Source organism: Streptomyces sp. NPDC008137, assembly GCF_042957035.1.
Taxonomy (GTDB): domain Bacteria; phylum Actinomycetota; class Actinomycetes; order Streptomycetales; family Streptomycetaceae; genus Streptomyces.
Genome location: NZ_JBIBHN010000003.1, coordinates 1 through 19,309 on the forward strand (window position 1 = coordinate 1; position 19,309 = coordinate 19,309).

Here is a 19,309-nt window from a genome sequence, read left to right on the forward strand (position 1 = left end):
TCCGCCTTGCAGCTGCACGCACCAGGCCCCGCTCACCGGCGTCGAAGAAGTGCTGCCGATTCCCTGCGCCGTGATCCAAACGACAGGCCCTAGTCCTCAAGCGCCGGACGGGCTGAAGATGCGGCTGAGGGGCCTCGTCCTCAAGTGGCACGGGCGGAAAGCGGGGTCGCTGCCCCGGCAGTGTCGGGGCGCTCTGAGACACTGTTCGCGATGAGCGAGAGAACAGCCCCGCGGACCGCGCCCCTGCGGGCCCGTGCCGAGATCGATCTGGCCGCCCTGCGGGCCAATGTGCGGGCCCTGCGTGCCCACGCGCCGGGCGCGGCCCTGATGTCCGTGGTGAAGTCCGAGGCGTACGGCCACGGGGCTGTGCCGTGTGCCCGGGCCGCTGTCGCAGCCGGGGCGGACTGGCTGGGCACCGCCACGCCCGAGGAGGCCCTCGCCCTGCGGGCCGCCGGGCTGCCGGGCCGCATCATGTGCTGGCTGTGGACGCCCGGCGGGCCCTGGCGCGAGGCGATCGAGGCCGACATCGACGTGTCGGTCAGCGGGATGTGGGCCCTGAAGGAGGTCAGCGCGGCGGCCCGGACCGCCGGGCGGCCCGCCCGGGTGCAGCTCAAGGCCGACACCGGCCTCGGGCGGGGCGGCTGCCAGCCCGGTGACGACTGGGCTCAGCTGGTCGGCGGGGCCCTGCGCGCCGAGGCCGAGGGGCTCCTGCGCGTCACGGGACTGTGGTCGCACCTCGCCTGTGCCGACGAGCCCGGGCATCCCTCCATCGCCGCCCAGCTCGCCCTGTTCCGGGAGATGGTCGCGTACGCCGAGGAGCGGGGCGCCCGGCCCGAGGTCCGGCACATCGCCAACTCGCCGGCCACGCTCACCCTGCCCGAGAGCCACTTCGACCTGGTCCGCACCGGCATCGCCACCTACGGCATCTCGCCCAGCCCCGAGCTGGGCACCCCGGCCGACTTCGGGCTGCGCCCGGTGATGACGCTGTCCGCCTCGCTCGCCCTGGTCAAGCACGTACCGGGCGGGCACGGGGTGAGCTACGGCCACGGGTATGTGACGCCCGGCGAGACCACCCTCGGCCTCGTCCCCCTCGGGTACGCGGACGGCATCCCGCGGCACGCCTCGTCGGCCGGACCGGTCCTGGTCGAGGGCAAGTGGCGCACGATCGCGGGGCGGGTCGCCATGGACCAGTTCGTGGTGGACCTGGGCGGCGACGAGCCCGCGGCGGGCGCCGAGGCGGTGCTCTTCGGGCCCGGGGACCGCGGTGAGCCCACCGCGGAGGACTGGGCCCAGGCGGCCGGAACCATCGCATACGAGATCGTGACACGGATCGGAACGCGCGTTCCGCGCGTCTATGTGAATGAGGAACAGGACGGGTAACTCGCACAGGGGGCCGTCACACGAAAAACGACAGGCACCCTGGCAACACCAGCACCATCCGACCCAGTGAGTCACCCGATGAGAACCCCGGCGAAGAGGAGCGGTACGTGAGCGAGAGCAGTGCGGAGGCCGTCGCGAACGCAGCCTCCGCGGCCGTCGCGGCCTCCGCCGCGGGGGCGGCGGGAGGCTGGCGCCGGGCGACCGGCATCGCCGGCGTCGCGATAGGCGTGGTGGCCGCGGGCGCGGCCGCCGGTGTCGCCCTGGAGCGGATGACGGTCGGCCGGGGCATGCGCCAGAAGGCCCGCCTCGCCCTGGACTCGGCGGGACCGTACGGCTCGCTGCGCGGCATGCCGGGCAAGGCGTTCGCCGACGACGGTACGGAGCTGTACTACGAGGTCGACGACCTCGACCCGGAGGCGGCGCCCGCCGCCATCGGCCCGCGCCGACGGAGGCTCTTCGGGCGCAAGGCACCCGCCCCCGTCACCGTCGTCTTCAGCCACGGCTACTGCCTCAGCCAGGACTCCTGGCACTTCCAGCGGGCCGCGCTGCGCGGCGTCGTACGGACCGTGCACTGGGACCAGCGCAGCCACGGCCGGTCCGGCCGCGGCGTGGCCCAGACGCGGGACGGCGAGCCGGTCACCATCGAGCAGCTCGGCGCCGACCTGAAGGCCGTCATCGACGCGGCCGCCCCCGAGGGGCCGATCGTGCTGGTCGGCCACTCGATGGGCGGCATGACGGTGATGGCGCTGGCCGACCGGTACCCCGAGCTGATCAGCGAGCGGGTCGTCGGGGTCGCCTTCGTGGGGACGTCGTCGGGGCGGCTCGGCGAGGTCAACTACGGGCTTCCGGTCGCCGGCGTCAACGCGGTACGGCGGGTGCTGCCCGGCGTGCTGAAGGCGCTGGGGCAGCGGGCCGACCTGGTGGAGAAGGGGCGCCGGGCCACCGCTGACCTGTTCGCCGGGATCATCAAGCGGTACTCCTTCGCGTCCCGGGACGTCGATCCGGCCGTCGCCCGGTTCGCCGAGCGGATGATCGAGAGCACGCCGATCGACGTGGTCGCCGAGTACTACCCGGCGTTCAACGACCACGACAAGACCGAGGCACTCGGGTGCTTCGCCGACCTGCCGGTCCTCGTCCTGGCCGGGGTGCAGGATCTGGTCACACCCAGTGAGCACAGCGAGGCCATCGCCGATCTGCTGCCGGACGCCGAGCTGGTGCTGGTGCCGGACGCGGGGCATCTGGTCATGCTGGAGCACCCGGAGGTGGTCACCGACCGCCTCGCCGACCTGCTCACCCGCACGGGTGCCGTCCCGGCAGGGGCTACCGTGAAGGGCTATGGAAGCACCAGCACCGCACAGCCCGGCTGAGCCCGGATCCGTCCAGATCACCGTCACGTCCCCCGAGCAGATGCGGGAGCTGGGCCGCCGGCTCGCGAAACTGCTGCGCGCGGGTGACCTGGTGATGCTCAGCGGAGAGCTCGGGGCGGGCAAGACGACACTGACCCGTGGGCTGGGGGAGGGCCTCGGCGTACGCGGGGCCGTCACCTCGCCGACCTTCGTGATCGCCCGGGTGCATCCCTCGCTGGGCGACGGGCCGCCCCTGGTCCATGTCGACGCCTACCGGCTCTCCGGCGGGCTCGACGAGATGGAGGACCTCGACCTCGATGTCTCGCTGCCCGAGTCCGTGATGGTCGTGGAGTGGGGCGAGGGCAAGGTCGAGGAGCTGACCGAGGACCGGCTCCAGGTCGTCATCCACCGCGCGGTGGGCGACACGACCGACGAGGTCCGGCAGATGACGATCACCGGAGTGGGCGAACGCTGGGCGTCGGCGGACCTGAGCGTGCTCGCCGCGTGAGGTCGTGAGTCCGTGAGTTCGTGAGCCGCGTACGTCGCGGTGTGCGGTCTTTTGATGAACGTTCCGACAAGACGTCGGCAAGATGTTGCGTTCGGCGTCTTGTGCGTGGTCACATGGTATCCAGTCCGTGGTTAGGTGAACCTAACTTCGTTGCCCCGGCCTTCGGGAGGCATCCATGCCGGCTACAGAGAGCAAGGCGCAGCCGCAGCCGTTCGCGGTCGCCGGGGTGTCCATGCGCGATCTGCTGGCGGCCGGCGAGGCGGCGGCCCTGGTCTCCACGCCCCCGCGCGCTCCCGAGCCGGAGTTCTCGGAGCGGGCCCCGGAACACCGCGAAGCGGCTTAGGGCCAGGCCCTGGTGGTGTGACCGCACCGTTCGCCGGGTCGGTGCTCGTGGCGGCAGGTCGTGCGCCGGGCGGCGCCAACGAGGGGCGAAGCCGCCCGAGCCCTGGAGCGGGGGCGCTCAGCTGGAAGCGGGACCGGAACTGCCGGGAACCTCGTGCCCGGCACGGCGGCGGTACTCGGCGTTGATGCGCTGGGCTTCCTCGAGCTGGTCCTCGAGGATGACGATGCGGCAAGCGGCGTCGATCGGGGTGCCTCGGTCGACGAGCTCTCGGGCGCGCGCCGCGATCCGCAGCTGATAGCGGGAGTACCGGCGGTGTCCGCCCTCCGAGCGGAGCGGAGTGATCAGCCGGGCCTCACCGATGGCCCGGAGGAAAGCCGGGGTGGTGCCGAGCATCTCGGCGGCCCGCCCCATCGTGTACGCGGGGTAGTCGTCGTCGTCCAGACGATCGCTGAGCGGTGTATCTGCTGTCATGTCACCTCGTTGTGCAACGCGTCGAGGGGCCCTGGTGCCGTACGGCACCAGGGCCCCGAAGGAAATTCAACACCATCTGTCGGCCCTCATGCTGCGCCGACCTTCTGCTTTCCGCTACCGGCCCTGCGGGAGGGGGGTGCGGGGATCGCGGTGCGTGACCGGGGACCACCTTCCAATCCGGGGTCTTGCGGTACCCGGGCCGAGTGCTCCTCGGGCCGGGCGATCCTGATGGCGTCTGCTCCTCCGTCCCTCTTCCGAACCAGTCACTGGGCGAACTGGTACTGCGGAACCGTTCACGTACTGCACCCGCCAGTTCGTGTCTGCCGGGTCTCGCTTGACCTCGTCTACGAGAAAAATGCTAACCGTGCCAGAGCTCAATGTCTACTCTGACGAGAGTAGATTTCAGCTCCCTGGTGGCGCAGATAGCCTGTGGTCGGCCTTGATGGGCGGCAGCCTCGGACCCCGGGAGGGGCGGAACGGACGGTGAGACGGCGATGAGGGCCCTGCCGACGCGCGTCGGCAGGGCCCTCATCGGGATCTTGGTGGCGGTTTCCCGCCCGTGCTCATCCCTCCAGGGGCGGGGCGCCGAGCAGTGCCGACGCCGTCTGGAGCGGAGTGGGGACCCGCGCGGCCGCGGTCGGGGCATGGTCGTGGCAGGTGAAGCCGAGACGGGTCATGGCCCGGATGACTTCGCCGCTGGTGAAGTCGCGGCGGTCCTGCCGGGTGATGACCTCGCCGACCTGCTTGACCGGGTAGCGGCGGCGGCCGATGGCCACGGACTCAGCCGTGACGAGCTCGGGCGTGATGCCCTTCATCGAGGTCAGTACTCCGCTCTTGGTCAGGTCGAACGGGTACCGGGCGATGACGCAGCGCATTGTGCCCCCGCGGGGAGAAGGAGAACGGGCTGATCGGGCCCGAGGCGGATCAGTGGGAGAGGTCGAGGACGATGTCCCGTAGACGGACCCGGTCCGTGTACGTGGCACTGTCGCGGTGAACGGCGAGTTCGGCCCGGGTGACCGAGCCCGTGCACTGGTCGTCCCCGTCGCACAGGAGGAGGTACTCGACCCGGGCACCGGCCATGACGGACAGAGCGACCTCCACCGTCATGTCGTCCCGGACCCGGGGGCCGGACGCGGGCATGTCGTAGGCCAGGGCCATGGGGGAGAGATCCGCCTCGTGTCGCCGTTCCTGAACCGGTGTCAAAGCCGCCTCCTCGTAGATGGGTGAGCTCTTGATCGACGCGCTCAAGGCGTGTCGCCCGTCAGCGACGTCCCCGGACGGCACATCTAGGCCGTCTGGTCGAAGGAGGGCCGCTGTGGCCTGCGCCGCCCCGCTCGCCCGGTGGCGCGCCCCTGGGCGGGACGGTCGTGGCGGCCTCGGGACGAGGGAGCGTCGGAAGACGCGGCGCGGCGGGAGCGGGGCGTGGCCGGCGGGGTGATGACGACGGGGACACCGGAAGGGGCCTGGGCGCCAGTGATGCGGCTCAGCTCCGCTTCACCCGAACGCACCGCGGTGATCCGGGGGGTGATGGCGGCCGAAGCCATCAGCCGGCTCATGCTGCGGCGCTGGCCGGGGGTCACGAGGGTGACGACGCTGCCGGACTCTCCGGCGCGGGCGGTCCGGCCGCCGCGGTGCAGGTAGTCCTTGTGGTCGCCCGGTGGATCCACGTTGACGACCAGGTCGAGGTTGTCGACGTGGATACCGCGGGCCGCGACGTTGGTCGCCACCAGCACCGTCACATGTCCGGTCTTGAACTGGGCGAGTGTCCGCGTGCGCTGGGGCTGGGACTTGCCACCGTGCAGCGCCGCGGCGCGGACGCCGCTGTCGAGCAGGTGCCGGGTCAGCCGGTCCACGGCGTGCTTGGTGTCCAGGAACATGATCACCCGGCCGTCTCGCGCGGCGATCTCGGTGGTCGTCCGGAACTTGTCCGCTTCGTGTACGTGGAGCACGTGGTGGTCCATCGTGGTGACAGCCCCCGCCGACGGGTCGACGGAGTGGACCACCGGGTCCGTCAGGTAGCGGCGGACCAGCAGATCGACGTTGCGGTCCAGGGTGGCCGAGAACAGCATCCGCTGCCCTTCGGGACGCACCTGGTCGAGCAGGGCGGTGACCTGGGGCATGAAGCCCATGTCGGCCATCTGGTCGGCCTCGTCGAGGACGGTGATGCCGATGTCGTCCAGTCGGCAGTCGCCACGATCGATGAGGTCCTTGAGCCGCCCCGGCGTCGCGACGACGATCTCCGCCCCGGCCCGCAGCGCACCGGCCTGCCGGCCGGCCGACATCCCGCCGACCACGGTCGCCAGCCGCAGTCGCACGGAACGGGCGTACGGGGTGAGCGCGTCGGTCACCTGCTGGGCCAGCTCGCGGGTGGGGACGAGGACCAGGGCGAGCGGCTGCCGGGACGCCGCGCGCCGGCCCGCTGTGCGGGCCAGCACCGCGAGGCCGAAGGCGAGGGTCTTGCCCGACCCGGTACGGCCGCGGCCGAGCACGTCACGTCCGGCGAGGGAGTTCGGCAGGGTCGCCCCCTGGATGGGGAACGGCACGGTCACGCCCTCGTGGCCGAGCGCGGCCAGCAACGGCTCCGGCAGGGCGAGGTCGGCGAACGACTCGACGGCGGGCAGCGCGGGCGTGATCGTCTTCGGCAGTGCGAACTCGCCCTGGCGTGCGGCCGGTCGACGCTCGTAGCCGTTGGAACGCCGCGACGCTCCCGAGCGCTGGGCGGCAGTACTCCGGGAGCGGTCGTAGGTGCGGGTTGTGCGGGTCGTGCGGGTCGTGCGGTCAGTGCGTGCGCGGTTCAAGCGGAACCTTCCTCGATGTGGGCACGTAGGCACGTAGCAAGGAATTTTCCGCAGCAAAATGAAAGGCGCAGAGAATCGCCAGAAACGAGCCGGAGATGACGGGCGGGAGTCGGCGCCCTGAAATGCGGCGAGCTGGGGCCCGCACCCCAAGGTGCGGGCCCCAGCTGCGAAGTATGCGTTGCCGCCGGTGTCAGGCGGAAACGATGTTCTCGGCCGTCGGGCCCTTCTGGCCCTGCGCGATGTCGAACGACACCTTCTGGCCTTCCTGGAGCTCGCGGAAGCCCTGGGCGGCGATGTTCGAGTAGTGGGCGAAGACGTCGGCGCCGCCGCCGTCCTGCTCGATGAAGCCGAAGCCCTTTTCCGCGTTGAACCACTTCACGGTGCCAGTAGCCATGTCAATTCTCCTTCGGAGACGATGTTCGAAATTCACCCTCTGTGAATTCCGCGTCGCCGTGCTGATTAACCGTCGGAAAATGAACCTTCTGGCAACCACACCTGCAACTGAGATCGACATTAGCACGGCGAGCTGGGACCTGTGCGGTCGAAAATTCTGATCCGTTCTGCGGTCGAGGAATACTCGCAGTGGACCGCAGCTATTTCTCACGTCACGGATACAGATATTGGTTCCGTGCGGGTGAAGTGTTCCTGCCGATCACTTCCGGCGCAGCGCCATGACCTCCGCCGATGAGCCATCCGCCGATGCCGTCGCCATGGCCGGACGAGGTGACGGCGAGCGCGCTGAGACCCCGCTGTCGCGATGAAGGTCACATCGCTCCGCCCTGTGCGGTCACCGCACTAGCGGACCACGACGACCTTGCGGCCGATCGTCGCGAACGTCCACATCGCGTCGCCGTTCACGCGTGACTCGCGGATGCCGCCCGTGCGGACCTTCGGGTCGGGGGTGGCGGTCGAGCCGGGCACGGCCGCGCTGAAGCCGATGACCACGCCGTCCACGCTGGTGAAGCGCACGACGTGCTCGACGGGGATGCCGTCCGAGCCGGTGATCGCGTTCGATCGGGAGGTCACCGAGTAGCTGCCCGGGGCCGGATCCACCGCGCTCGGGTCGACCTCGAACGTGCGCGTGACCACCTCGTCAGTGCCGACCAGCCACACCCGGTCGCCGCTCAGGGAGTACACGACCCGGGCGCCCTGGCCGGAGCCGCCGGGCAGCGCGGAGGGGTCCTTCTCGGGCTGGGGCGCCTTCGAGGCGCCGGCCTTCGGCGTGGCGCCCGCCTGGGGCCTGCCGAGGCCGGCCGGGACGGTCGCCGACGCCTGATAGGCCAGGTAGCCGACCGTCGTGAGGGCCGCGGCGGTGAGCCCGGCCACGATTCCCGAGCTGCTGACTGCCACCGGCGGCCACCTCCGCGTCGTACGTACCTGCCGTGACGGTAGGTGACGGTAGCAGCAGGTGACGGCCCGGCAGGCGCTGCTCCGCCGGGCTCGATGCCCGTGTCGAACGTCCTCCCCGCCGCGCGATCCCGGGCACGCGCGCCCGCCGCGCCGCCGGGTCGTCCCCGAACGGCCGGAACCGGTCCGGCCCCGGGCCTCGCGACCGACGGGCGGAGGGCGGTACGTCCGACTCGGGCCCGGCGGAGCCGTAGGCTGTTTGCGTGCTCTTGCTCGCTCTGGATACCGCCACACCCGCCGTCACCGTCGCGCTGCACGACGGCCGCGACGTCATCGCCTCGTCGAGTCAGGTGGACGCGCGGCGGCACGGGGAACTGTTGCTGCCGGCGATCGACCGGGTGCTCGCCGAGGCCGGTCTGAAGCTGGACGCCGTCACCGGGATCGTCGCCGGCACCGGTCCGGGCCCGTACACCGGGCTGCGGGTCGGGCTGATGACCGCCGAGACCTTCGGGCTGGCGCTCGGCGTCCCCGTGCACGGCCTGTGCACGCTGGACGGCCTCGCCTTCGCCGCCGACCTCGGGGGCCCGTTCGTCGTGGCGACCGACGCCCGCCGCAAGGAGGTGTACTGGGCGCGCTACGCCGACTCCCGCACCCGACTCACCGACCCGGCCGTCGACCGGCCCGCCGACATCGCCGAGCAGGTCGAGGGCCTGCCCGCGGTCGGCGCGGGCGCGCTGCTCTACCCGGACACCTTCCCCAAGGCGCACGAGCCGGAGCACGTCTCCGCCGCCGCCCTCGCCCGGCTGGCCGCCGAGAAGCTGGCGGCGGGCGAGGAGTTCCCCGCGCCCCGGCCGCTGTATCTGCGCCGACCGGACGCCCAGGTCCCCAAGAACTACAAGGTGGTCACCCCCAAGTGACCGAACCCGTGGTGTGTGCGCTGCGCGAGATGCGCTGGTGGGACATCGACCCCGTACTGGAACTGGAGCGGGACCTGTTCCCCGAGGACGCCTGGTCGCGTGGCATGTTCTGGTCCGAACTGGCCCACTCGCGCGGGCCGGAGGCGACCCGGCGGTACGTGGTCGCCGAGGCCGACGGGCGGATCACCGGCTACGCCGGACTGGTCGCCACCGGTGAGCAGGCCGACGTCCAGACCATCGCCGTAGCCCGGGACCGGTGGGGCACCGGCCTCGGCGGGCTGCTGCTGGCGGAGCTGCTGCGCGCGGCGACCGCGTTCGAGTGCGCCGAGGTGATGCTGGAGTGCCGCGTCGACAACGTCCGCGCGCAGAAGCTCTACGAGCGCTTCGGCTTCGAGCCCATCGGCTTCCGGCGCGGCTACTACCAGCCCGGGAACGTGGACGCCCTGGTGATGCGACTCACCGACCCTTCAACTTCCGTACAAGGAACCGAGATCAATGGCTGACGAACCGCTCGTCCTCGGAATCGAGACCTCCTGCGACGAGACCGGCGTCGGCATCGTCCGCGGCACCACCCTGCTGGCCGACGCCATCGCCTCCAGCGTCGACGAGCACGCCCGCTTCGGCGGCGTGGTCCCCGAGGTCGCGAGCCGTGCCCACCTGGAGGCGATGGTCCCCACCATCGACCGCGCGCTGAAGGAGGCGGGCGTCAGCGCCCGCGACCTCGACGGCATCGCCGTCACGGCCGGTCCGGGCCTCGCCGGTGCCCTGCTGGTCGGCGTCTCGGCGGCGAAGGCCTACGCGTACGCGCTCGGCAAGCCCCTGTACGGCGTCAACCACCTCGCCTCGCACATCTGCGTGGACCAGCTGGAGCACGGCCCGCTGCCCGAGCCGACCATGGCGCTGCTGGTCTCCGGCGGCCACTCCTCGCTGCTGCTGTCCTCGGACATCACCTCCGACGTCCGCCCGATGGGCGCGACCATCGACGACGCGGCCGGCGAGGCCTTCGACAAGATCGCGCGGGTGCTGAACCTGGGCTTCCCGGGCGGCCCGGTCATCGACCGCTACGCGCGCGAGGGCGACCCGAACGCGATCGCGTTCCCGCGCGGCCTGACCGGCCCGCGCGATCCGGCCTACGACTTCTCCTTCTCGGGGCTGAAGACGGCCGTGGCCCGCTGGATCGAGGCCAAGCGGGCCGTGGGGGAGGAGGTCCCGGTGCGCGACGTGTCGGCCTCCTTCCAGGAGGCGGTCGTGGACGTGCTGACCCGCAAGGCCGTCCGGGCCTGCAAGGACGAGGGCGTCGACCACCTGATGATCGGCGGCGGTGTCGCCGCCAACTCCCGGCTGCGCGCCCTGGCCCAGGAGCGCTGCGAGGCGGCCGGGATCCGGCTGCGGGTGCCGCGGCCCAAGCTGTGCACGGACAACGGCGCGATGGTCGCCGCGCTCGGCGCCGAGATGGTGGCCCGCAACCGGGCCGCGTCGGGCTGGGACCTGCCGGCCGACTCCTCACTGCCGGTGACGGAGCCTCATGTGCCGGGCGGTCACCAGGGCCACCACCACGACCATGTGCACGAGGTCAGCAAGGAGAACCTCTACCCGTGACGGTCGCCCTGATGTGGGAGGCGCGGGCCGTGGCCGGGCGGGGCGAGGACCTGCTCGCCTGGGCACGCGCCCAGGAGCTGTCCCGCGAGCCGCTGCGCCGGGAGACCCTGCGCGCTCCCCAGGACCGGGTCCTGGTCCTCACCTGGTGGGACGCTCCGTACGACGCCGAGCTGCCCGAACTGCCGGAGCCGGACGGGGAGCTGGTGACCCGGGCGGTGCACCGGTGGCGGTTCGAGTCGCTCGGCGTGGACTGAGCGGGCCGGTCACTCCACGCCGCCGACCTCCGTCTCGCAGCGCAGCCGCCGGTCGGTGCCGAGGACCCGGACCGGGCCGGTGAGGGTGAGACGCGCGGTGTGCCGTACGTCCGCGCTCGATGCCGCCAGCCGCAGTTCCAGGGCGCCCGGCTCGACCACCCGGCGGCCCGCGCGGTCGGTGAAGGACGACAGGTCCGCGTGGAAGCGGAACGTCACCCGGACCGCTTCGCCGGGGGCCGCCGGCACCCGCTGGTAGCCGATCAGCCGCATGTCGGGGCGGGTCACGGACGCCACCGGGTCGTGCAGATACAGCTGCACGACCTCCGCGCCGTCCCGGTCGCCCGTGTTGCGGACCGTTACCGACACGTCGTACGAGCCGTCCGTGCCGATCTCGACCGGACCAGGGTCGCTGCTCTCCCAGGCGAACGCCGTGTACGAGCGGCCGTGGCCGAAGGCGTACAGCGGCGTCGGGTCGAGGTTGCTGACCTCGCCCGCGAGTCCGAGCGGCGGCTGGAGATACGTCCAGGGCTGGCCGCCGGGGACCTGCGGGACGCTCACGGGGAGCCGGCCCGACGGGTTCACACGGCCCGACAGCACGCCCGCGACGGCCGGACCGCCCTCCTCGCCGGGGAAGAAGGCCTGGACGACGGCTCCCAGGCGCCCGTGCCACCGCCCGAGGGCGTACGGCCGGCCGGTCAGCAGGACCAGGACCACGGGCACCCCGGTGGCGATCAGCGCGTCCAGCAACTCGCCCTGGGCCCCCGGCAGACCGAGGTCCGTCGCGTCGCAGCCCTCGCCCGAGGTGCCGCGCCCGAACAGGCCCGCCCGGTCGCCGAGGACCGCCACGCACACGTCCGCCTCGGCGGTGCGGGTGACGGCCTCCTCGAAGCCCGCGGTGTCCGGGTCCGTCACGTCGCAGCCCTGCGCGAACGTCACCTTGGCGTCGGGGAGTTCGGTGCGCAGGGCGTCGAGGACGGTCGGGATCTCGATGCCGGTCGGCACCTCGGGGTGGTGGGTGAGGACGTGGGACGGGAAGGAGTAGCAGCCCAGCATGGCCAGGGCGTCGGCGGCCCGGGGGCCGACCACCGCGATCCGGGTGTCGGGGGCCAGCGGGAGCAGGCCGTCGGGGTTGTCGAGCAGGACCACCGACTCCTCGGCGAGGCGGCGGGCCAGGATGCGGTTGCCCGTGGAGTCCAGGTTCACCGCGGTGGCCGGCTCGGGGGTCCAGTCCTCGTCCAGCAGGCCCAGTTCGCACTTCTGGAGCAGGACCCGGCGGGCCGCGCGGTCCACGAGTTCCTCGGGGACCTGGCCCGACCGGACGGCGGCCGGCAGCGGATCGCCGTAGCACTTGAGGGTGGGCAGTTCGACGTCGATGCCGGCTTCGAGGGCGGCGTGGGCCGCCTCGGCCGGGGTGCCGGCGACGCGGTGCAGGGTCTGCAGGAATCCGATGCCGAAGTAGTCGGCGACGACCGTGCCGGTGAAGCCCCACTCCTCGCGCAGGAGCCCGGTCAGCAGCTCGGGGTCCGCCGAGGCCGGCACGCCGTCCCGCTCGGTGTAGGCGGCCATCACCGAGCGCGCCCCGCCCTCGCGCAGCGCCATCTCGAAGGGCGGGAGCGTGACGTCCGCGAACTCGCGGACACCGGCCCGTACCGGTGCCAGATTGCGGGCGCCCGCCGAGGATGCGTACCCGGCGAAGTGCTTGAGCGTGGCGACGACCCCGGCCGACTCCAGGCCCCGCACATAGGCCGAGCCGACCGTGCCGACCAGGTACGGATCCTCGCCGATCGTCTCCTCCACCCGGCCCCAGCGCGGATCGCGTACGACGTCCAGCACGGGCGCGAGGCCCTGGTGGACGCCGGCCGAGCGCAGGTCGTCGCCGATCCGGCGGGCCATCTCCTCGACCAGCGGCGGATCCCAGGTCGCGCCCCAGGCCAGCGGCACCGGGTAGGCCGTCGCCTGCCAGGCGGTGAAGCCGGCCAGGCACTCCTCGTGCGCGATCGCCGGGATGCCGAAGCGGCCGGCCTCGGTGATACGGCGCTGAGCGCGGGCCAGGGCACGCACGCCGAGAGCCGGGTCCACGGGGGCGGTGCCGAAGGAGCGTGTGAGCTGGCCCAGGCCGCGCGTGATCAACTCGTCCCATGCTTCGGCGGAGTAGTCCACGGTCATGTCGTGCTGATGCGGAGCGACCCCCTCGCCGTCCGTCGAAGCGCCCACCCACACGCCGTACAGCTGGGCGGTCTTCTCGTCCAGGGTCATCCGGGAGAGCAGGTCGTCGACGCGGGCGGCGGCGGGCAGCGCGGGGTCACGCCAGGGCACGGTGGTCATGAAGCTCCTGTCGGGTGGACGGACGGCCCTCTCACGGACTGTGCTGACGAGCGCTTCTCGTGAACGTGTCTACGAATGTTTCGATGTGTGCTCCGAATGTTCCGGGAACCTATGGCGCCACGAGGACTTCGTCAAGAGGGCCCGCAGGGTTACGATCGCCGCCATGACTTCCCCGGAGCCCGCTGAAAGCCGGCCGCAAACCCGGACGCAAGACCGGACGCAAACCCGGACGCAGGGGCGCACCGCGCAGACCGCGACGCTCGCCGAGATCGCCCGTGAGGCCGGTGTGTCGGCGCCGACTGTTTCGAAGGTCCTGAACGGCCGTGCCGATGTCGCCCCGGCCACCCGGGCCCGTGTCGAGGACCTGCTGCGCGCCCACGGCTACCGGCGCCGCCGCGCCGAGGCGACCCGTTCGCCCCTGATCGACCTGGTCTTCCACGAGCTGGAGAGCGCCTGGGCGATGGAGGTCATCCGGGGCGTGGAGAACGTGGCGCGGGACGCCGGGCTGAGTGTGGTGCTGTCGGAGAGCGCCGGGCGGCTCACCCCCGGGCGGACCTGGGCCGACCAGGTCGCCGCGCGCCGCCCGCACGGCGTCGTCCTGGTGCTGTCCGGGCTCGACGCGTCCCAGCGAGCGCTGCTGACCAGCCGCTCCATCCCGTTCGTGGTTATGGACCCGGCCGGCGACCCGGGCGCCGACGTGCCGTCGATCGGCGCGACCAACTGGCAGGGCGGCCTCGCGGCCACCCGGCACCTGGTCGAGCTGGGGCACCGCAGGATCGGCGCGATCACCGGGCCCTCGCAGATGATGTGCAGCCGCGCCCGGGTCGACGGCTACCGGGCCGCCCTGGAGACGGCCGGGCTGCCGGTGGACCCCGGGCTGATCGCGGACGGCGACTTCCACCACGAGGCCGGCTACCGGCGGGGCCTGGAGCTGCTGCGCCGCCCGGACCGGCCGACCGCCGTCTTCGCCGGGAACGACCTCCAGGCGCTCGGGCTGTACGAGGCCGCGCGCGAACTGGGGCTGCGCATCCCCGAGGACCTGAGCGTGGTCGGGTTCGACGATCTGCCGGTGGCGCCCCTGGTCGGGCCGCCGCTGACGACCGTACGGCAGCCGCTGACGGAGATGGCCGAGGCGGCGGCCAAGCTGGTCCTCGACCTGGGCCGCGAGGGTTCCCCGGCGGCGACCCGGGTGGAGCTGGCGACGAGCCTGGTGGTGCGCAGCAGTACGGGGGAGCCGCCGGCCGGAAGGTGACGTATTGACGGGTGGGCTTGACGGGTGGGCGGGCGTCTCCGCACTCCTCCGAAGCCAATCGGTTGCACCACCGAAACTTTCGGAGGCATCGCGATGAGATCGCTGAGATCAAGCATGAGATCGCTGAGATCGGGCTTCGTCACCTCCCTGCCGGCCGGCGCCGTGACGGCCGGTTCCCTGCTGGTCGCGGCTCCCGCGGCACACGCCGCCGACACCCCGCCCTGGAACGCGAGCTGCACCCAGTCGGGGGCGGCAGTCAGTTGTGTGAACGCCTCGCACAACGGTTCGGTGCCGGATGGTGGTTCGGTGACGTTCGGGTTCAACGGCTCGTGGAGCGGGAGCAATCCGGTGCTGGTGGTGACACTGGGGTGAGAACGGGCCCGTCCGGCCCACGAAGTCTGAGAATTTCCGAAGAAAAGGCGCGGCGAGGGCCCTGCCCGTAATAATTCGGACTTACGTTCCTGGCGTGACGGGACGCGAGGGGAACGGCGACGAGAGCAGAGGCACGGGCCGGCGGTCGACCGCGCTGCGGACCGCCGGCCTCACCCTGACGGCCCTGCTGATGCTGGCCGCCGCGGCGGCGGGCTGGGCCTACTGGCAGCTCGACAGCAACATCAAGAGCATCGACATCGACAACGCGCTGGGCGACAACCGCCCGCCGAGGCCGGTGATCGCACCCTCGCCCTCCGCTTCCGCTCTGCCCAGCGGGGCGCTCAACATCCTGGTCCTGGGCTCGGACTCGCGCGGCGGCGAGGAGAACCAGAGGCTCGGCGGCGGCGACAGCTCGGGTGCCCGCTCCGACACGGCGATGGTCGTCCACCTCGACGCCGGGCGGACCAGCGCGACGGTGGTGAGCATCCCGCGCGACACCCTGGTCACGCGCCCGTCCTGTCCGCGCTCCTCCGGAGGGGCGACGGCGGTGGCCTATCAGTCCATGTTCAACAGCGCGTACGCGGTGGGCGGTCCGGTCTGCGCCGTGAAGACGGCCGAGTCGCTCACCGGCGTCCGCATGGACCACTACATCGAGATCGACTTCTCCGGCTTCGCGAAGCTCGTGGACGCGCTGGGCGGCGTCACCGTCACCACCGAGGAGGACATCGCCGACGACCACAGCCATCTGCGTCTGAAGGCGGGCACCCACCATCTGGACGGCACCCGGGCCCTCGCCCTGGCCCGTACCCGGCACGGCATCGGCGACGGCAGCGACCTCGGCCGCATCGGCCTCCAGCAGACGCTGGTGAAGGCGCTGCTGGAGCGGATCGCCGCACAGAACCTGCTCACCGACCCGGCGAAGCTGTACCGGGTCGCGGACGCGGTGACCGCCGGCCTCACCACCGACACCGGCCTGGACTCCCTGACCGATCTGACCCGGCTCGGGCAGAGCCTTCAGGGCCTGTCGGCGAGTCGGGTGCGGACGGTGACGATGCCGGTGGTGCGGGCGCCGTCGGACCTCAACCGGGTGGTGGCCGAGGAGCCCGAGGCGGGGAGGCTGTGGGAGTCACTGCGCTGACCTGCGGGAACGTGGCTCAGGGTTGAGCCGGAAAAGAATCTCGAAGAAAACGCGGCGACCGTGTCGATCCCGGGGTCTCCCGATCGACGTAGGGATGAGAGCGGGGAAGGGCCCCGCTCCGAAGGACCCGAGGAGTCACCATGCCGCGCTTTCTCACCCTGATCCGCATCGACGAGAAGAACGCACCGGCCGAGGGCCCGAGCCCCGAGCTCATGGAGCGGATGGGCGCGCTCCTGGAGGAGATCACCAAGGCCGGGGTCATGCTCGACACGGCCGGGCTCACCCCGAGCTCGGACGGCAGCCGGGTGACCTGGGAGGGCGGTCGGCTGTCCGTCACGGACGGGCCGTTCACCGAGGCCAAGGAGGTCATCGGCGGCTACTCGATCAGCCAGTGCAAGGACAAGGCCAAGGCGATCGAGTGGGCCAAGCGGTTCCTGTCCGTGCACGAGGACTACTGGACGATCACGGCTGAGGTCCGGCAGATCACCGAGGACTGACGGGGCCTGGCCTGGCGCCTTGCGGTTTCGTCGTGGGTCGGGGCCGTGTCGGGGGGTGTCCGTCCTCGGAACGTCGCGATGGGGTCGGACGCCGACTGACTGTTCGTTGACGCGACAACCGCTGCGGGCGGACACCCCCCGACACGGCCCCTTCCGCGCGTGCGCGGGTGCGGGTCCGCGTCGCTGCCGGCTGGCTTGCCGTGGGTGTCTGACTGAGTGAATCGCTTGGACGGGTGCCGCCGAGGGTGTCTGATGTGGGCTGTGACAGCGCAGCCCGCCCCGGACCCGAGCGGCACCGGCACGGCAAAACGGTCTTCCGCATCGAGTCGCCCCGCGTCATCGCCGGCGTCGCCCGGATCGTCCGGGACGTCGGCATCGCCGAGGAACTCGCGCAGGACGCCCTGGTCGCCGCCCTGGAGCAGTGGCCGCGGGACGGGGTGCCCGACAACCCCGGCGCCTGGCTCATGGCCACCGCCCGCAACCGCGCCGTCGACCTGGTCCGCCGACGGGAGAACTACGCCCGCAAGCTGACGGAGATCGGCCGCGATCTGTCGACCGTGTCTGCCCCCGAGGAGCCCGCGGACCCCGACGACATCGACGACGACCTGCTGCGCCTGGTCTTCACCGCCTGCCACCCGGTGCTGTCCACCGAGGCCCGCACCGCCCTCACCCTGCGCCTCCTCGGCGGCCTCACCACGGCCGAGATCGCCCGCGCCTTCCTGGTCCCCGAGGCGACGGTCGCCCAGCGGATCGTGCGTGCCAAACGCACCCTGGCCACGCGGAACATCGCCTTCGAGGTGCCCTCCGGACCCGACCGCGAGGCCCGTCTCGGCTCCGTCCTCGACGTCATCTACCTCATCTTCAACGAGGGCTACGCCGCCACGGCCGGCGACGACTGGCTCCGCCCGTCCCTGTGCGAGGACGCCCTGCGGCTGGCCCGGGTGCTCTCCTCGCTCATGCCGAAGGAGTCCGAGGTGCACGGCCTGACCGCGCTCCTGGAGTTCCAGGCGTCCCGCACGGCGGCCCGCACCGGCCCCTCCGGTGAACCGGTTCTCCTGGAGGAGCAGGACCGGGCCCGCTGGAACCGCATGCTCATCGCCCGTGGCGTCGCGGCGCTGGGCAGAGCCGATGCCGCCTCCTCGGGCGCTCCGGGCCCGTATCTGCTGCAGGCCGCCATCGCCGGCTGCCATGCGCACGCGTACACGTACGAGGAGACCGACTGGCCGCGCATCGCCGTGCTGTACGGCCTGCTGGCCGCCCGCTCCCCGTCCCCGGTCGTGGAGCTGAACCGCGCGGTGGCCGTCTCCATGGCCGAGGGCCCGGCCGAGGCCCTGACGATCGTCGACGCCCTGACCGACGACCCCGCCCTGCGCGACTACCACCTGCTCCCCAGCGTCCGGGCCGACCTGCTCGCCCGGCTGGGCCGAACGGCGGAGGCCCGGGCCGAGTTCGAACGGGCGGCGTCGCTGACACGGAACGAGAGGGAGCGGGAGCTGCTGCTGCGCCGGGCGGCGGAACAGTCCTGACGGTGTCCCGGCTACGCGGGGTGCCCGATGAGCATCGCCGGTGCGCCCGCCACCCGGGTCAGGAACACCGTGGCCGCGTGCGGGCCCTGCGGCTTGACCTTCTTGCGGAGTTCCTCCGGCTCGACGGCCGAACCCCGCTTCTTGACGGTGAGCGTGCCGACCTGGCGTTCCCTCAGCAAAGCCTTCAGCTTCTTGACGTTGAAGGGGAGATGGTCGGTGATCTCGTAGGCGGTGGCGTAGGGGGTCGGGCGCAGGGTGTCGGCCGTGACGTACGCGATGGTCGCGTCGAGCAGGCCGCCGTCGACCCGGTCGGCCACCTCGGAGACCAGGTGGGCCCGGATCACGGCGCCGTCGGGCTCGTACAGGAAGCGGCCGGGTGGGCGGACCTCCGGGTCGGGCAGGCCGCGGGAGGGCAGGGTGCGGGGGCCCGGCAGCAGGGTGGCCCGGACCGCCCCCGGCTCGGTGCCGAACCACAGCACCGCCTCCTTCACGTCCCCGCCGTCGGAGATCCACTCGGCCTCCGCGTCCTCGGGCACCGCCTCGTGCGGGATGCCGGGGGCGATCTTCAGCGCGGCGGCCCGGGGGGCCCTGCGGGCGGCCGACACCGCCCAGGACAGGGGCGGTGAATAGGCCTCGGGGTCGAAGATCCGGCCCCGGCCGCCGCGCCGGGCGGGGTCGACGAAGACGGCGTCGTAGCCGGTCGTGTCCACCTCCGTGACATCGGCCTCCCGCACCTCGATCAGGCCGGCGAGACCCAGCGCGTCGGCGTTCGCCCGCGCCGCCGCGGCCGTCATCGGGTCCCGGTCCACGGCCAGCACCCGGATCCCGGCGCGCGCCAGCGCGATCGCGTCCCCGCCGATGCCGGAGCACAGGTCGGCGACCGAGGTGATCCCCAGGTCCTTCATCCGCTGGGCGCGATAGGCCGCCACACTCGCCCGGGTCGACTGCTCCACCCCGTTCGGCGTGAAGAACATCCGCCCCGCGTCCTCGGCCCCGAACTTCACCGCGGCCCGCTGCCGCAGCCGCGCCTGGCCCAGCGCCGCCGACACCAGCTCGGCGGGATGCGCCCGGCGCAGCCGCGTCGCCACGGCCAGCTCCTTCGCCGGGTCGGTGTCCCGCACCTCGTCGAGGAGGGCGCGGCCTTCGGGGGTGAGGAGGAGGGCGAGATCGTTCACCGGATCATTGTGGGCCAGTCGGTGGACGGTGTGCCGTCGGCCGCGGTGTCGGGGCGGGTTC

The 19,309-nt window shown here is 72.3% G+C and carries 20 protein-coding genes and 1 pseudogene; 13 read left to right on the forward strand and 8 right to left on the reverse strand.

Annotation, left to right across the window (positions count from 1 at the left end; all coding sequences use genetic code 11):
• Window positions 1-210: 210 nt before the first annotated feature.
• From alr to ACFZBT_RS06025, 4 genes are all read left to right on the forward strand, one after another.
• On the forward strand, window positions 211-1,380 hold the full coding sequence (gene alr, locus ACFZBT_RS06010; protein WP_391098929.1) for an alanine racemase: 1,170 nt from the start codon (window positions 211-213) through the stop codon (window positions 1,378-1,380).
• 107 nt (window positions 1,381-1,487) lie between these two features.
• Window positions 1,488-2,747, forward strand: coding sequence for an alpha/beta fold hydrolase (locus ACFZBT_RS06015; RefSeq protein ID WP_391098931.1), 1,260 nt, complete (start codon window positions 1,488-1,490; stop codon window positions 2,745-2,747).
• On the forward strand, window positions 2,716-3,234 hold the full coding sequence (tsaE, locus tag ACFZBT_RS06020) for a tRNA (adenosine(37)-N6)-threonylcarbamoyltransferase complex ATPase subunit type 1 TsaE (RefSeq protein WP_391098934.1): 519 nt from the start codon (window positions 2,716-2,718) through the stop codon (window positions 3,232-3,234). Before ACFZBT_RS06015 ends, tsaE begins: the two co-directional genes overlap by 32 nt.
• Before the next feature lie 175 nt (window positions 3,235-3,409).
• On the forward strand, window positions 3,410-3,577 hold the full coding sequence (locus ACFZBT_RS06025; RefSeq protein WP_391098937.1) for a hypothetical protein: 168 nt from the start codon (window positions 3,410-3,412) through the stop codon (window positions 3,575-3,577).
• 117 nt (window positions 3,578-3,694) lie between these two features.
• Here ACFZBT_RS06025 and ACFZBT_RS06030 read toward each other — a convergent pair whose 3' ends face one another.
• The 6 genes from ACFZBT_RS06030 to ACFZBT_RS06055 form a co-directional block, all read right to left on the reverse strand.
• On the reverse strand, window positions 3,695-4,048 hold the full coding sequence (locus tag ACFZBT_RS06030; RefSeq protein ID WP_391098940.1) for a MerR family transcriptional regulator: 354 nt from the start codon (window positions 4,046-4,048) through the stop codon (window positions 3,695-3,697).
• Window positions 4,049-4,611: 563 nt separating this feature from the next.
• Window positions 4,612-4,923 carry an SCO5918 family protein gene (locus tag ACFZBT_RS06035; RefSeq protein WP_391098943.1) on the reverse strand — a complete coding sequence of 104 codons (312 nt, stop codon included), beginning with the start codon at window positions 4,921-4,923 and terminating at the stop codon, window positions 4,612-4,614.
• Between the two features lie 49 nt (window positions 4,924-4,972).
• On the reverse strand, window positions 4,973-5,206 hold the full coding sequence (locus ACFZBT_RS06040; RefSeq protein WP_391099844.1) for a hypothetical protein: 234 nt from the start codon (window positions 5,204-5,206) through the stop codon (window positions 4,973-4,975).
• Between the two features lie 128 nt (window positions 5,207-5,334).
• Window positions 5,335-6,846, reverse strand: a complete 1,512-nt coding sequence (locus ACFZBT_RS06045) for a DEAD/DEAH box helicase (protein WP_391098946.1) — start codon at window positions 6,844-6,846, stop codon at window positions 5,335-5,337.
• A 190-nt stretch (window positions 6,847-7,036) separates the two neighbouring features.
• Window positions 7,037-7,240: a cold-shock protein gene (locus ACFZBT_RS06050; protein WP_346184139.1), complete on the reverse strand. Its 204-nt coding sequence runs from the start codon at window positions 7,238-7,240 to the stop codon at window positions 7,037-7,039.
• Window positions 7,241-7,641: 401 nt separating this feature from the next.
• A complete protein-coding gene (locus ACFZBT_RS06055) occupies window positions 7,642-8,196 on the reverse strand; it encodes a hypothetical protein (RefSeq protein WP_391098950.1) in 555 nt (184 codons plus the stop codon).
• A gap of 260 nt (window positions 8,197-8,456) precedes the next feature.
• Here ACFZBT_RS06055 and tsaB point away from each other — a divergent pair, with 260 nt between their 5' ends.
• Genes tsaB through ACFZBT_RS06075 form a run of 4 tightly spaced genes read left to right on the forward strand, consistent with a single transcriptional unit; the run spans window position 8,457 to window position 10,963 of the window.
• Entirely contained in the window at window positions 8,457-9,110 is a 654-nt protein-coding gene (gene tsaB / locus ACFZBT_RS06060; RefSeq protein ID WP_391098953.1) for a tRNA (adenosine(37)-N6)-threonylcarbamoyltransferase complex dimerization subunit type 1 TsaB, read from the forward strand.
• Entirely contained in the window at window positions 9,107-9,613 is a 507-nt protein-coding gene (rimI, locus tag ACFZBT_RS06065; protein ID WP_391098955.1) for a ribosomal protein S18-alanine N-acetyltransferase, read from the forward strand. The genes tsaB and rimI overlap by 4 nt, the downstream gene beginning before the upstream one ends.
• Window positions 9,606-10,709 (forward strand): tRNA (adenosine(37)-N6)-threonylcarbamoyltransferase complex transferase subunit TsaD, encoded by a 1,104-nt coding sequence (tsaD, locus tag ACFZBT_RS06070; protein ID WP_391098958.1) that lies wholly within the window; start codon window positions 9,606-9,608, stop codon window positions 10,707-10,709. The genes rimI and tsaD overlap by 8 nt, the downstream gene beginning before the upstream one ends.
• Complete coding sequence (locus tag ACFZBT_RS06075; protein ID WP_391098961.1) at window positions 10,706-10,963, forward strand: hypothetical protein; 258 nt, start codon at window positions 10,706-10,708, stop codon at window positions 10,961-10,963. The genes tsaD and ACFZBT_RS06075 overlap by 4 nt, the downstream gene beginning before the upstream one ends.
• Window positions 10,964-10,972: 9 nt before the next feature.
• On the opposite strand, the gene ACFZBT_RS06080 is transcribed toward ACFZBT_RS06075, so the two are convergent.
• Complete coding sequence (locus ACFZBT_RS06080; protein WP_391098963.1) at window positions 10,973-13,288, reverse strand: glycoside hydrolase family 3 N-terminal domain-containing protein; 2,316 nt, start codon at window positions 13,286-13,288, stop codon at window positions 10,973-10,975.
• A 163-nt stretch (window positions 13,289-13,451) separates the two neighbouring features.
• On the opposite strand from ACFZBT_RS06080, the gene ACFZBT_RS06085 reads away from it, so the two are divergent.
• The 5 genes and pseudogenes from ACFZBT_RS06085 (at window position 13,452) to ACFZBT_RS06105 (ending at window position 18,073) form a co-directional block, all read left to right on the forward strand.
• A complete protein-coding gene (locus ACFZBT_RS06085; RefSeq protein ID WP_391098966.1) occupies window positions 13,452-14,540 on the forward strand; it encodes a substrate-binding domain-containing protein in 1,089 nt (362 codons plus the stop codon).
• A 213-nt stretch (window positions 14,541-14,753) separates the two neighbouring features.
• Window positions 14,754-14,912: pseudogene (locus ACFZBT_RS06090) on the forward strand (cellulose binding domain-containing protein); the annotation flags it as partial.
• Between the two features lie 94 nt (window positions 14,913-15,006).
• Window positions 15,007-16,050, forward strand: a complete 1,044-nt coding sequence (locus tag ACFZBT_RS06095) for an LCP family protein (RefSeq protein WP_391098969.1) — start codon at window positions 15,007-15,009, stop codon at window positions 16,048-16,050.
• Window positions 16,051-16,190: 140 nt separating this feature from the next.
• Window positions 16,191-16,547 carry a YciI family protein gene (locus tag ACFZBT_RS06100; protein ID WP_391098971.1) on the forward strand — a complete coding sequence of 119 codons (357 nt, stop codon included), beginning with the start codon at window positions 16,191-16,193 and terminating at the stop codon, window positions 16,545-16,547.
• 254 nt (window positions 16,548-16,801) lie between these two features.
• Window positions 16,802-18,073, forward strand: coding sequence for a sigma-70 family RNA polymerase sigma factor (locus ACFZBT_RS06105; RefSeq protein WP_391098973.1), 1,272 nt, complete (start codon window positions 16,802-16,804; stop codon window positions 18,071-18,073).
• An 11-nt stretch (window positions 18,074-18,084) separates the two neighbouring features.
• Here the strand turns inward: ACFZBT_RS06105 and ACFZBT_RS06110 are convergent, their stop codons facing one another.
• A complete protein-coding gene (locus tag ACFZBT_RS06110) occupies window positions 18,085-19,248 on the reverse strand; it encodes an SAM-dependent methyltransferase (RefSeq protein ID WP_391098976.1) in 1,164 nt (387 codons plus the stop codon).
• Window positions 19,249-19,309: the final 61 nt, after the last annotated feature.

Bases quoted from the DNA above. Each gene is read 5' to 3' on its own strand.
- ACFZBT_RS06100 (WP_391098971.1), top strand. From the start codon at position 16,191: ATGCCGCGCTTTCTCACCCTGATCCGCATCGACGAGAAGAACGCACCG.
- ACFZBT_RS06080 (WP_391098963.1), bottom strand. From the start codon at position 13,288: ATGACCACCGTGCCCTGGCGTGACCCCGCGCTGCCCGCCGCCGCCCGC.
- ACFZBT_RS06050 (WP_346184139.1), bottom strand. From the start codon at position 7,240: ATGGCTACTGGCACCGTGAAGTGGTTCAACGCGGAAAAGGGCTTCGGC.
- ACFZBT_RS06040 (WP_391099844.1), bottom strand. From the start codon at position 5,206: ATGGCCCTGGCCTACGACATGCCCGCGTCCGGCCCCCGGGTCCGGGAC.
- ACFZBT_RS06085 (WP_391098966.1), top strand. From the start codon at position 13,452: ATGACTTCCCCGGAGCCCGCTGAAAGCCGGCCGCAAACCCGGACGCAA.
- ACFZBT_RS06030 (WP_391098940.1), bottom strand. From the start codon at position 4,048: ATGACAGCAGATACACCGCTCAGCGATCGTCTGGACGACGACGACTAC.
- ACFZBT_RS06025 (WP_391098937.1), top strand. From the start codon at position 3,410: ATGCCGGCTACAGAGAGCAAGGCGCAGCCGCAGCCGTTCGCGGTCGCC.
- ACFZBT_RS06035 (WP_391098943.1), bottom strand. From the start codon at position 4,923: ATGCGCTGCGTCATCGCCCGGTACCCGTTCGACCTGACCAAGAGCGGA.
- tsaE (WP_391098934.1), top strand. From the start codon at position 2,716: ATGGAAGCACCAGCACCGCACAGCCCGGCTGAGCCCGGATCCGTCCAG.
- alr (WP_391098929.1), top strand. From the start codon at position 211: ATGAGCGAGAGAACAGCCCCGCGGACCGCGCCCCTGCGGGCCCGTGCC.
- tsaD (WP_391098958.1), top strand. From the start codon at position 9,606: ATGGCTGACGAACCGCTCGTCCTCGGAATCGAGACCTCCTGCGACGAG.